Here is a 13,003-nt window from a genome sequence, read left to right on the forward strand (position 1 = left end):
TCACCACTCCCCACTATTTTTTAACTAGCGTATTCATCGCATCCTGATACTGGGCTTCCAGCTTGTCGATCCCCATTTTCTTCAGCGTTTCGGTATATTTCCCCCAAGTGTCAAAGGAAGCGTCGCCAAGAATGAATTTCGCCTGCATTTCCTTTAAGAAAGTATCAATATCGGTTCGAAGCGCTGTCATCTGATCCTGCTTTTCCTTGGACAGCAGCGGCATGGCATGATAGTTTTTAGTGACATAGTCCTTGACCGTATTAAAATCTGCCGGTCTCGTCGTCCCTTCCATCATCGGTGCCAGCTGCTTTTCGGTGTAGTAGCCTGGCTCCATGCCCCCAGGCCAGATCGTCCGGGCACCGATCTCTACGGCAAAGCCTTTCGAACTTTTCAAAAGCTCCGGCTTGTAATGAAGCGACCCGTCAGCCGACTTCGTGTACGTATCCCCTTCTTGACCGCCCATGTACTGCAGCGTCGCTCCCTCATCGCTATAGAAATAATCGAGAAGCCGCATGGTCGCTTCCGGATTTTTGTTGGCCTTCGTAATCGCTGCTTTCGCACCGCCGGCGTTCGTATCTTGACGCATATTCCACAGCTGGTCTCCGCCCGGCCCTTTGATCGGCGTAATGCCTTTGTAATCGTTCGCAAACTTCCCTGCATTCTGAGACGTTAGCAGCGGGGTGAAGCCGACCCGGTTCGCCGCCAGCTTACCGAAATACAGCTGATCCGTCTGCGTGAAAATTTCCTTATCCATCAAGCCCTCCGCGTACAGCTTGTGAGCGTACTGGAGCAGCTGCTTATACTTGTCGTCCGTAACCCAAATATGAACCTTATTGCTGCTGTCCACATTCGTGTAGTAATCGAGATTGCGCTCTAATCCGAACATCCCTTCCAGACCGCGCATCGCCCAATCTAGGTTATGTGCCGAATACGGGATTTCGTCTGCGGTGCCGCTGCCGTTCGGATCCTTCTCCTTAAACGCTTTCAGGAGTTGATACAGCTCGTCGCTTGTCTTGGGAGGCTGCATCCCGACTTTGCTTGTCCAAGTCATGTTGAGCATCGGGAACCGGGGCACGCCGAGCAGTCCGTAATCGACGATCCGAGGCAGCGTATAAATGTGACCATCCGGCGAGGTGATCGAGGCTCGCAGTTCGGGCTTCTTATCCAGAATGGCCTTCAAATTCGGGGCATAGCTGTCGATCAGCTTCTCAAGCGGGAGCAAAATGCCTTGGGAGCCGTATTTGATGACATCTTCCTGTGGAATAACACCTTTGATAAAAAAGTCCGGCAGGTCGCCGCTGGCAATCGCCAAATTCACCTTCTCCGTCGCATCCTGCAGGGCGGGCGTGACCCAATCTACGTGAATGTTCGTCTTCTCCTCGATTTGCTTCCATAAGGCCATTTGGGCATAGTCGCCGAGCTGGGCATCCTTACGGGCAAACCCTTTCAGCGTGACCTTTTCCTTCACCACTGGAAATCCGGTCGGACTCACGGTTGAAGCGTTAGCCGAAGGCTTCGCCTCCGGAGCCCCTCCCTGCTGGCAGCCGAGCAGCCCCGCCGACAGCAGAACCATGGCAGAAACGGTCAGGCATTGTTTGGGCATCTTCTTCATTTCTATGACCTCCCTAAGGCTTATTTTACATCATCTCTCAACCTTTAACAGACCCCACTAAAGCTCCTTTCACAAAATACCGCTGCATAAACGGATAAAACAAAAGCATCGGCAAGCTCGCAACGGTAATGATCGCATATTTGATGCCCTCCCCCTGAAACAAACGGTCTGAGAAGCCTGCATCCAAGGTGGCAAAATCGTCTACCTTCGAGGAAATCAGAATGTCTCGCAGGACGAGCTGCAGGGGATATTTTTTGGCATCAGACAGGTAAATCAAGGCTTGGAAAAAATCGTTCCAATGGTTCACCGAATAGTACAGCGCGATCACCGCCAGAATGGGCTTACACACCGGCAGCACCACACTCCAGAGGTACCGGCCATTGCTGCACCCATCGATAAACGCCGACTCCTGCAGCTCCTTCGGCAGCGTGTTCATAAAGTAAGTGCGCATCACAATCAAATTGAACGTACTAATGGCACCCGGCAGCACCATAGCCCACACCGTATTGACCATCCCCAGCTGCTTTACCACGAGATAAGTCGGAATCATGCCGCCCTGAAAATACATCGTGAAGATCAGCACACCGAGGATGAGCTTGCCCCCCTTCAAATCGGTTCTGGACAGCGGATACGCCGCCAGCACGGTGAGAATGACATTAATACTCGTGCCCAGCACCGTATAAAGCAAAGTATTGCCGTAGCCGGTCCAGAAGCTCTGGTTCGTAAATACGCGTTCATACGACTGCAGCGTCCAATGCTGGGGCCAAAATAAGATTTTTCCCTCCGCCACCAAAGCCGGGCTGCTGAAGGAGCTGCTGAGCACATTCAACAGCGGAAGCAGCACAAACAAGGTGATGCATCCGACCAAGAGATACAACAGAATCATAAACCAGTAATCCGTATCCAGCTTTCTGCCCTGCACATTCACACCTCCTACAACTGGTATCGCACTACCACAGACTATGGTTTGTCAGACGCTTAATGACCGCATTGGATGTAACCAGCAAAGTAACGTTAATCAGCGTATTGAAAAGACCGACTGCCGTAGACAAGCTGTAGTTGCCCTGCAGAATCCCCGTGCGGTACACATAAGTGGAGATGACATCACTCGCCTCCAGATTAAGCGGATTTTGGAGCAGCAATATTTTTTGAAAGCCGACATCCAGCAGGCTACCGATCTGCAAAATAAACAGGACGACGATCGTGGAAAAAATGCCCGGGATCGATACGTACAGGATTTTCTTCCACCGGCTTGCCCCGTCAATAGTGGCCGCTTCGTACAGCTCTGGATTAATCGAAGCCAGCGCCGCGATATAAATGATCGCAGACCAGCCAGTATGCTGCCAAACGTTCGAGATCACATAGATCGTTTTAAAATAAGCCGGATTCGTCAAGAAGCTTGCTTTTTCCCCGCCGAACCACGATACGATCGTATTAATAAATCCATCAGGCGAAGTAAATGCATTGATCATTCCCGCTACCACAATGACAGAGACGAAATGCGGGAAATACGTGATGTTTTGAATGAACTTCTTGAGCTTCAGCAGATGAATCTCGTTCAGCAGCAGCGCCAGTATGATCGGCATGGGGAAGCCCACCGCCAGCGCGTACAGGCTGATTTCAATCGTGTTCGTCAGCAGCCGTCCAAAATAGTACGATGAGAAAAACCGTTCGAAATGAGCAAAGCCGACCCAAGGACTGCCCCAGATGCCCAGCGAGGCTGAGAAATCCTTGAAGGCAATCTGAAGTCCGTAAATGGGCTGCAGCTGAAAAATCACATAGTACGCCAAGACAGGGACCAGCATGAGATATAAATCGTAATTGCGTGTGTAGGCTCTCCAGCCCGAGCGGCGCGCAGCTGCTGCTTCCCTGTTCGTCCCCTGATTCATGATAGATTGATTCATTGACAAATTGTTCACCTCCTTGCGGTTTGGTCGAAAGCTTGATTGTATTATGCCGAATTCGAAGCACCATGGTAAATATGCGATACAAACCAGCCATTGCAAACGCTTTCAATTATGCTAAGCACACCTCCATGCCAAAAAAAACATTTAATAGGTACGTACTCAGCAGAGCCAGATCTGCAACGAGGAAAACCCGCGTTCGAGCTCCTCAGCGCCGCCCACATCCACCTGCAAAGCAGATTTTCCGCGCTCGACAGGACCTGCACTCCACATTTCCGCCACCAACGCGGATTATTCGCTTTGCTGCCCCCTGTCCTGCAGGTGTCACATGTAAAAAAAAGCAATCCACGGCTTCACGCCATAGACTGCCTCTCTTCACTCATCACCCCGTATGCAGCTTTCGATAATCCCCGGGGGTCATCCCCTCCGCTTGTTTGAACATTCTGGAGAAGCTCGGAACATCCCAGTAGCCGATTTCCACAACCAAATCTTTAATGCTCTTATTTGTTTCCACGAGCCCTTTCTTGAATTCCTTCAGTCTGAACTGCTTCAGATGCTCGGTAAAGGTCTGGTTCGTTTCCTGCTTAAACATTTTACTTAGATAAGACGTGGTCATCCCAAAATGCTCGGCTACCGCTTCCAGCGACAAGGCGGCGTCACAGCAGTGCTCTTCTATATACGCTACGATCTGCGCGATGAGCGTCTCATTTTTCATGCTTTTCGTTTGCAGCGCATGCTCGCACAATTTGCGGCATAGGGACAACAGCCGGCTCTCCAGCTGCTCCGCGGTATGAAACTGCAGCAGCCTGCGGATCTCCTCTTGGAGATTGGGCGCGTGCAGCTGATTGACCGTCTTGATCACCATATTAATAATGTCGTAATAGATGCAGCGTACCATCTCAAGGGAATGATCCATGATGGCGATTTTGGCGAACAGCTGCCGAATGGATTCCTCCGCCAGCGCTACGTCACCATGAATGAGACATTGCGACAACCGCACCTGCTCCTCCAGCGGATACCAGAACTGCTCCTGAGAGATCGTGAAATACTCATCGAAAAAGATGGCCCGCGCGCCATCCTGATGCGGAAACGATTGAATAACGCCTTTGGCCTCGATAAACGAGCGATGAATATCGGATACCCGCTCATAGATCCCGCCAATCCCAATGATCGGCTGGACCAGGTACTTGGAGCTAGCCAGCTCATTCAGCTCGAGCAGCTTCTGTGCGAGCATCCTCTTCCCTTCCGTCACATTCTCCAGACTGACGATCAGGGCGATGGCATCCTCTTGATGCAGCTCCACCCCGCAGCCCTGCCCGCCGGCAAAGGTCAGCGTCTCATACATGGCAGCCAGCGCTTCCTTGGCTCCAGGCTCCAGCTCGCTGCGCCCTCTGAAGTGGAGATAGGCGACGACAAACTTTTTCCCTTTCCAGCCCGTCAGTCGTTGGACCTCCAGAAGCTCCTCCTCTTCCAGAGGGGTTCCATCCAGCAGCCTGGAATACCATAGCTCCTTGATGAGCGGCCCTTGTTCATCCAGCTTGGAGGCCAGCTGCCGATTCGTCTCGATCGTTCGGCTCACCGTGTGTTGAATCACTTCCCATTCGCCGACCGGCTGCTCTGCTGCATCTCCTGGACGAACCAGCGTGGAGATATTGTACAGCAGCTTCCTCACCGGAGCGTAATTCCGGCGGCTCAAATAGACCGCACCGGAGACGGCAATCAAGGCGACAGCGGCAAAAATGATAATCATAAAGTAGCGCAGATTGTTCACGCTATGAAATAATTCGTTTTTCGGGACGATGGATATGAGGCTCCAATGCGTCTTCTCCGAACGGGTAACGAGATAGGAATAAGGGGTTTGGTGATACTCAAAATCATAAATCCCCGGCTTCTGATATTGACGAATCAAGGCGGACAGCTGCTCCTGAGGGATCTGGATGCCCCGGTTGTCCACGGCCAGAAACTTCCCTTCGTCATCGAGGATAAACGTATCGCTGTTCGAGTTGCCGACTACTTGTTGAACGGTATCGGTCAGCATCGAGGCTTGCAAAGCAATCGCCACCACGCCTGTAGGGGCTGACGAATACATCGGAATCGGAATGAACATCGCAATCGTATTCCGGCCGGTAAACGCGCCTTGCTGGTCGTCCGTCACCGGGCTTTCAAACCGCAGCGTATCCGCCGCATTCAACTGGTCAAGGAAATACAGCTTATTCCAACCGAAATCATTGAACATATATTCCTTAAACGAATCCGTGGAAAAGCTCCCCGAGGAGGTATGAAGCATATCGGAATTGCGGTAATACAAGAAAATTTCCCGGATCAGCGGATTTCCTTCTTTGTACTTCTTAATTTGGGTGGTTGTCTCAATCGCTCGGTAGCCTTCGTTGATAGAATACGGCGATAGCTTGCTGTCCATCGAAATTTGCAGCGCCACCTTGAGCAAACTCGAGATGCTGTTATCCATATTTAGCTGTGCTTGATTAAGCTTTTCGGTATGGAAGCTCGTGATTTCCTTCTGAAATTGGCCTACCGAATTGATATACAAAATACAGCCAAGCGCAATTACGGGAATGGAGCCGATCAGCAGGTAGGAAAGCAAATATTTGTAAAATAAGCTTCGACCCTTCATGGTGTTCGCTCCCGTCCTAAGTTGAATATACGTCCTATTTTATCATATGCTTTGCTGTAATTACCCCTAGATGCCGTTATTTTAATTTAAATCATGGGGTGTTGGGAGCATATATGCGATTTATCACAAGATTTGGAAGCGTTTTCACACATGTCTTTGTGACCGTTTCTTAAACACCCGAATAAACCCGATATCGCTGGTATAGCCGACTTTATTCGCAATTTGCGTAAAGGTCAGCTTTTTATCCGTCATCAGCTTCTTCGCCTCATCGATGCGCAATCGTGTCAAGTAATCCGTTAAATTCATCCCGGTCTGTTTCTTGAACAGCCCTGACAAATACGGCGGGGTCAATTGAAAAGGCTCTGCGATCATCGTCAGGCTTAGCATCTCGTTGCCGTAATACTGCTCGATGAATTTGATAATATGCTCCGAGAGCTTCGGGCTGTTGCGGATGCAGCTTTCATTCAGATAATGGCCGAGCGTCAAGAACCATGCCCGGGTTCTTACCTTCATCTCTTCAAAGGTAACCGTCATGTCGCCGAAGCTCTTGAGCGTGGCAGCCACGTTGCTGGCTAGAGGCACCCAATAAGTAAGCGATTGCAATTTGGGTGGTTCTGCTGCAGCTTTGGGCTGATCCGTTGGCTTCTTGTCTGTCGTCGTCGTGGAAGCGGGTGTAGATGTGGAGCTGCAGCCTGCAGCAAGCACCGCGAGGGACAGCATGCCCGCCGTCCCGATGGTCAACCATTTTTTCCCCCTAATGTTGCTCATACCTCTGTTTACCTCCTTGAAATGGAATGCACATTAGCGAAAGGATGGCTCATTCCAGTGGTCGGTAAGGTTTAAGTAGCTTTGCTCCACTTCGCTACTCCTGATATTACATGGTTCTCGAGCAACGGAAATGACTAGGTTTTAACTTGGGTAATCGATCCTTAATGTTGGGCTGTAATCATTTTTTAAGATGGGTTAACCGAAATTACTTCGGGTGATAAATTGCTGCAGATTAAATTTAGCATACTGCTGTAATCGGGGGCGGATCGCAAAAAAAAGCGTCAAACAAGCAGTTAAATCTGTGGTAGACTAGCGTTAGAACCTTATCCTTCCTCCCCCATAAGCTGTTTGCAGAGGAATCACTCGTAAAGGAGAAACCGTCTATGTCGTCCCGTTTTGATGAAATGCGCCCGACCTTGGAGGCCGTCCTCGAGCGGCTGATCCCGGAAGATGCCTGGCCATCGGCAACCCAAGGTGGCGTACTGGACTACCTGAAGCGCCGCTCAAGCGAGGATGCTGTTACCTGGGAGCAGTTGATCGTACCCGGCGTTCGCGCATTGGATGAAAAAGCAACCGCTTACAACCGACAGCTGTTCGTGGCGTTGTCGACGAATGAACAGGACGCCCTATTGCGTGACTTGGAGCAAGATCGGCTTCCGAGCTTCCCGGTATCGCAGAAGCTTTTTTTTACCACCCTTCTAAATTTCGTTATCGAAGGCTATTACGGAAGCCCGAGTGCCGGCGGCAATCGCGAGGCGAAGTCATGGTCGATGCTGGGGTTTCGTCCTGGTCCGGTCTCCGGTGAGCAGGAGCCGGTCCAAGAAGACGAGCTGCCGCAGCGTGACTTCAATCAGCTCCGGGATCGGTATGACGCGATCGTCATAGGAGCTGGTGCAGGCGGCTCGGTAGCGGCAGCGCTGCTGGCCGAAGCTGGGCTTCACGTGCTCGTCGTTGAGCGCGGCAGCTGGCTTCGGTACGCTGAGGTGGGAAGCGATCACGCCAGCAACCACCGCTTTAGCAAGTACGGCCATAACACGGGGCCCAGCTTGGAAGGCAACCCTCGTACGTTTCTGCTAGCGGATGGTAAGGAACGAATCACGGCTCCGTTTGAGGGAGACTACCATAACAATGCCATGACAGTTGGCGGCGGCACGCGAGTCTACGGCGCGCAAGCGTGGCGATTTCATTCGAATGATTTCCGGATGGCTACCAAGTATGGTGTTCCAGACGGGAGCTCGCTTAGTGATTGGCCGATCAGCTATGAGGATCTGGAGCCTTATTACGAGCGGGCGGAGTGGGAAGTCGGCGTGTCGGGTGACGGCAATGCCCATCTCTCGCGAGGCTTCCGGCGAAGCCCCTATCCGATGCCAGCACTCTCGAGGACGCAGGAAGCGGCGCGATTGGCGCAAGCGGCCGCCAGGTTGGGCTGGGACACAGGACCTGTTCCGCTGCTGATCAACTCAGTTGAGCGTGATGGCCGACCGGCCTGTGGACGCTGTGGTCAGTGTGTCGGCTTCGCCTGTCCAACCAACAGCAAGAATGGCGGTCACAATACGATGCTGGTGAGAGCGCTTCGTACGGGGAATTGCCACCTGGTTTGCGACACCATGGTGGAGCGCATCGATACCGTGGACGGCAAGCATGCCACTGGGGTACGCCTTGTGCATGAGGTAGGCGGCACGATCCAGCGTCGTCAGGTACGGGCCGAGCACGTGGTGGTTGCCGCCGGAGCGATTGAAAGCGCGCGTCTGCTGCTTAACTCCGCTAGCGATGCTGAACCAAACGGGATCGGCAATCGGAACGGACACGTAGGCAGAAATCTTCAGGGTCATGTATATACGGGGGCCTATGCCCTTATGGATGACCCGGTTCAAGACGGCCTTGGTCCCGGGGTAAGCATCGCCACCTTCCGCTTCGCCCACGATAATGGTGACGGGATTATCGGGGGCGGGATGCTGGCCAACGAATTCACGCGACTGCCGCTCATTCATTGGAACCGGGCGCTCCCGCCCGATGCCGCGCGTTGGGGCAGAGCGGGCAAGGATTTGATGCGCGACGGATTCCTGCGCACCAGCCATGTGTACGGGCCGATCCAGGATATCCCGAACCCGGAATCGAGAGTGCGCCTCTCGCCTACCGTCAAGGACCGCTTCGGGATTCCCGTGGCCCAGCTCTCGGGCAGTGTCCATCCCGAGTCCCTTCGCACCGCGGCCATGCTGGCGGCGCAAGCGGAGACTTGGCTCTGGGCGGCCGGAGCGCGTCAGGTCTGGCAAACCAAGCCGGGCGGCGGGCTTAGCGGCGGACAGCACCAAGCAGGAACACTGCGCATGGGTAGCGATCCTGCGACTTCCGTCACCGACCCTCATGGCCGCGTGCACGGGTACGATAATCTGTGGGTGAGCGACGGCTCGGTCCACGTGACCAATGGCGGAGTAAATCCGGTGCTGACCATTCTGGCCTTGGCTTTCCGCACGGCAGAGAATTTGGTGAAACAAGCGTAAGGTAAGTAAAAATTTGGAATAGTAAGTTTAACAGGCTGCCGGATACGGCAGCCTGTTGTTGTAAATCCGTAGTACTACCCTCTTTTTCATTGCTTATTAAAACGAAAGAAGGTAAAATGGCTAATAGTTCTTTATTTTTATTGGTTTTGGTTTGGTTAAGCGCTATACCCAATTCGTAAACGCATTAATTTCAAACATAAACAAAAGGAGTTACTGCCATGCAGGAAACGATTCAACACGAATTAAAGAAAGTCATCAATCAGCTGTTAAATCTGAAACGTCCTGATAACGAAAGCCAGATCCAGCAGTTACAATCCGAAGGAAAAGCGCTGGGTTATTTCCCTCGTGATTTTGGTATGGACGAATGGGACTGGCCGCAAGGCATCGGCTTATATGGCCTGAATAAACTGACGAAGCCAGACGGCTCCAAAGAATATCAGGATTTCTTCGTAAAGTGGGCGAATGATCAGATCGAACGCGGCTTGCCTCTCAAAAACGTAAATACAATGGCGCCATTGCTGACACTGATGGATCTTCCTAGCGTGGAAAAGCTGGCTTTAGAGTGGATGCAATGGGTGGAGAACGAGTGCCCGCGGACGAAGGAAAATGGCATTCAGCATGTCACGTCCGGCAATACGTCGAAGTTTGAGCTGAACCTTCACGATCAGGAGATTTGGATCGACACGTTGTTTATGGTGGTACTGTTTACCGCCAAAATGGGCAAAAAATATAATAATGCAGCTTGGATGAACGAGGCGGCGTACCAATTCGCGCTTCACATCAAGAAGATTTTCAATCCAGGCAATTCCTTGTTCTTCCACGGCTACGATTTTGCGAATGAAAACAATTTCAGCGAAGCGCACTGGTGCCGCGGCAACAGCTGGTTCACCCTCGCCGCTCCTGAGTTCTTGGAAATTATGCAGGATTCCATGACGCAAGAGTCCCGCGATCTTATTTTCGGCACTTACAAGGCGCAAGTCGATAAATTGCTTCAATTGCAGCATGAGAACGGCTTATGGCACACCCTGCTCGACGACAAGGACAGCTATACCGAGGTGTCCGGCTCCGCCGCGATCACCGCGGGCATCTTGAAGGGGATCCGCCTCGGATTGCTGGATTCCAGCTACCTGGAGCCATGCCGCAAAGCGGTCGCCGCCGTGCTGAAGAACATCTCCGAAGACGGAACGGTGTTGAACGTCTCCGCAGGGACTCCGATCTGCGAGACGAAGGAAGATTATAAGAAGATCGTCTTCGCGCCGACCGCTTATGGCCAGGCCTTAACGATCGTTCTGTTGGCGGAAGCCTTGTTTCATAAAGAGCTTTAAGAGCCCCTTGAAACGCAAAAAAGGAGTCGCGCACCCAAAAGCGCGGCTCCTTTTTTATTATGCAAGCTCCAGCTTTATCGGCTCACCGATCAATTCCAAGCAGAGGATGGCATTCAATGACCACTGTGACATCACATTGGTGGCCGGTGAAGGCAGCTCCTCCAAGGCACTAATAAATTCCACCGCGGGTACTGTTTTTTTGCACATCCAGCTGTTCCTCAATAAACCGCTTCTGCTCCGTCTCCCGATTCGGCAAACTCCAAACGCCAAAGGCACGGCATTCATAATAGTATTCAGGATTGCACACCAAGCGCACAGGGAAGCGGCTCTCGTCGGCCGCTTTTACCCAACAGCATCCTTCACCGGTTCGCTTACGGATGGAATACGAATCAGCAGACAGCTGACTGAGCTTGAAAATGGTCCCATACAGCCGAATCATCCAATAAATCCAGCAGTGTGCGGACTTCAGACTCGTCCCCGTTATCAGATCGGTCGACTCCGTCCATTCGGCTTTCCAACGCGTGCCTTTCCCTAAGCTGTTAATCCCATAACCTCCACAATTTGGAATTCGCTTACCTGCATTCAGATTAGTGCAAAGCTTCCTAGAAAACCATAAGACATTTTTACAAATAAAGGATTTTGGGATAGCACTTTTTTGTGGAATTAGCATTTTTTTGATTCCCTGTCCCAATAGCATGCGTCAAAAACAAAAAGGCCACAGCTATACACTGCGGCTTAATTTCATTGTGGTATTGGATTCGGTTGGTTATCCCTAGAGCTTCACTGCCGAAATGATCAAAAACATCGGTCGTCGCAGTTCGTCCTTCATGCCTGGAACCGTCTCGATCAATTCCTCTGATGGAGCAGGCTCATGAACGGCTTTGATACAAAAGCCCGCCCGAATTAAAGTATTGATATACGTAGATAACGTACGATGATATTTGATCACATGATCGGTTAAGAATGACGTATCACGAACGCCTTCATCTTGATAGTTATCAACGGCCCAATGCAGACGGTTCCCCTCATCATCGGTATACCAATCCTGGTGGTCTCGTGATGTAAAGATGGGATGCTCCACGGAAAAAATAAACGCTCCACCGGACTTCAGGCAATCAAATAGTTTCCGGCAAATGGGCTCAAACGATTCAATATAGTGAAACGCTAAAGAACTGAGCACCACATCAAATTGATCGTTCGAAAAATCAATATCCTCTATAGGCATCCGCATGTATGAAATGAACGGATCATCCGTCATCTCGCGAGCTTTTTGGAGCATTTTCTCGGAGATATCTACCCCAATCACCGAGCTGGCCAGTTGCTTCCGGGCATACCGGCAATGCCACCCATACCCGCATCCCAAATCCAAGACATGCCTGTTGGTCAAGTCGGGCAGCAGCGTTTTTAAAACATACCATTCGCCAGCAGCATCCAGTCCACCGACGGATCGGGGCATTTTTTCGTAAGCGGAAAAGAAAGCCGCATCATCATACTTATTTTGCTTGGTCATTTTCGTTTCTCCAGTCGGCTCCTTGGCAGTTATTTCATGCGAATACTGGTATTATAGCAAAAAAAATGATGCGAGAATAAAAAAACGCCCTCCTTTACATGAAGGAGAGCGGCTACATACGATGTACAGCCTATCGGCCATTCACCTGCTTCAAAAATTCGCGCATAAAGCCAGGCAGATCCGGCCAAGCATGACCCGAGATGATGTTGCCGTCGACGCAAAGCGTTTCTTTGGCGTAAGTGGCGCCAAGTGCTTCAACATCCGGCCGACATGCGGCGTATGCTGTCATCGAGCGTCCTTCAAAGTAGGAGCGATTCCCCACCACACTGAGAATGAGTGCCGCATGACAGATCGCACCGACCGGTTTATTCGCTTCAAAAAAATGGCTGACGATCCGAGGTACGTTCTCATCCAAACGAATATATTCGGGAGCGCGGCCGCCTGGGATGATCAAACCATCAAACTCCGCTGGATTAACCTCGGAAAAAGCGATGTGAGAATTCAGCTGATAGCCCGGCTTTTCCGTGTAGGTATCCCAGCCCTCGAAATCGTGGACAACGGTGCGCAGCGTCTTAACGCTTGGCGAGGCGATCACCGCTTCATGGCCTTCCTCCAAAACACGAAAATAAGGATAATAAACCTCTAGCGATTCTGCGGCGTCTCCAGTGAGGATAAGAATTCTTTTGGACAACTCCATCACGCTCCATGGATAAATTTGGCTCCTTATTCATTGTTATGGATGTGGACGAAT

General features: G+C 51.4%; 11 protein-coding genes. 2 read left to right on the forward strand and 9 right to left on the reverse strand.

Going from position 1 to position 13,003, the window contains the following annotated elements:
- Positions 1 to 13: 13 nt before the first annotated feature.
- The 5 genes from FPZ49_RS16245 to FPZ49_RS16265 form a co-directional block, all read right to left on the reverse strand.
- A complete protein-coding gene (locus tag FPZ49_RS16245; protein ID WP_144848573.1) occupies positions 14 to 1,612 on the reverse strand; it encodes an extracellular solute-binding protein in 1,599 nt (532 codons plus the stop codon).
- A gap of 37 nt (positions 1,613 to 1,649) precedes the next feature.
- A complete protein-coding gene (locus FPZ49_RS16250) occupies positions 1,650 to 2,498 on the reverse strand; it encodes a carbohydrate ABC transporter permease (protein ID WP_144848794.1) in 849 nt (282 codons plus the stop codon).
- Positions 2,499 to 2,562: 64 nt separating this feature from the next.
- Positions 2,563 to 3,516 (reverse strand): ABC transporter permease, encoded by a 954-nt coding sequence (locus tag FPZ49_RS16255; protein WP_144848797.1) that lies wholly within the window; start codon positions 3,514 to 3,516, stop codon positions 2,563 to 2,565.
- A 382-nt stretch (positions 3,517 to 3,898) separates the two neighbouring features.
- A complete protein-coding gene (locus tag FPZ49_RS16260; RefSeq protein WP_144848576.1) occupies positions 3,899 to 6,148 on the reverse strand; it encodes a helix-turn-helix domain-containing protein in 2,250 nt (749 codons plus the stop codon).
- A gap of 144 nt (positions 6,149 to 6,292) precedes the next feature.
- The gene (locus FPZ49_RS16265) at positions 6,293 to 6,916 is read right to left on the reverse strand and encodes a helix-turn-helix domain-containing protein (protein ID WP_144848579.1); all 624 of its coding nucleotides are present in this window, start codon (positions 6,914 to 6,916) and stop codon (positions 6,293 to 6,295) included.
- A gap of 383 nt (positions 6,917 to 7,299) precedes the next feature.
- Between FPZ49_RS16265 and FPZ49_RS16270 the strand changes: the two genes are divergently transcribed.
- On the forward strand, positions 7,300 to 9,417 hold the full coding sequence (locus FPZ49_RS16270; protein ID WP_144848581.1) for a GMC family oxidoreductase: 2,118 nt from the start codon (positions 7,300 to 7,302) through the stop codon (positions 9,415 to 9,417).
- Positions 9,418 to 9,635: 218 nt separating this feature from the next.
- A complete protein-coding gene (locus FPZ49_RS16275; RefSeq protein WP_144848584.1) occupies positions 9,636 to 10,742 on the forward strand; it encodes a glycoside hydrolase family 88/105 protein in 1,107 nt (368 codons plus the stop codon).
- Positions 10,743 to 10,799: 57 nt separating this feature from the next.
- Here the strand turns inward: FPZ49_RS16275 and FPZ49_RS36795 are convergent, their stop codons facing one another.
- The 4 genes from FPZ49_RS36795 to FPZ49_RS16290 all read right to left on the reverse strand — a co-directional run bounded on the left by FPZ49_RS36795 (position 10,800) and on the right by FPZ49_RS16290 (position 12,943).
- Positions 10,800 to 10,925, reverse strand: coding sequence for a hypothetical protein (locus tag FPZ49_RS36795; protein WP_261381447.1), 126 nt, complete (start codon positions 10,923 to 10,925; stop codon positions 10,800 to 10,802).
- A complete protein-coding gene (locus tag FPZ49_RS36800) occupies positions 10,912 to 11,181 on the reverse strand; it encodes an exo-rhamnogalacturonan lyase family protein (RefSeq protein WP_144848587.1) in 270 nt (89 codons plus the stop codon). The genes FPZ49_RS36795 and FPZ49_RS36800 overlap by 14 nt, the downstream gene beginning before the upstream one ends.
- Before the next feature lie 333 nt (positions 11,182 to 11,514).
- Positions 11,515 to 12,252 carry a class I SAM-dependent methyltransferase gene (locus FPZ49_RS16285; protein WP_144848590.1) on the reverse strand — a complete coding sequence of 246 codons (738 nt, stop codon included), beginning with the start codon at positions 12,250 to 12,252 and terminating at the stop codon, positions 11,515 to 11,517.
- Positions 12,253 to 12,382: 130 nt separating this feature from the next.
- On the reverse strand, positions 12,383 to 12,943 hold the full coding sequence (locus FPZ49_RS16290) for a DJ-1/PfpI family protein (RefSeq protein WP_144848593.1): 561 nt from the start codon (positions 12,941 to 12,943) through the stop codon (positions 12,383 to 12,385).
- Positions 12,944 to 13,003 lie beyond the last annotated feature (60 nt).

Source organism: Paenibacillus cremeus (genome assembly GCF_007786445.1).
GTDB lineage: Bacteria > Bacillota > Bacilli > Paenibacillales > NBRC-103111 > Paenibacillus_G > Paenibacillus_G cremeus.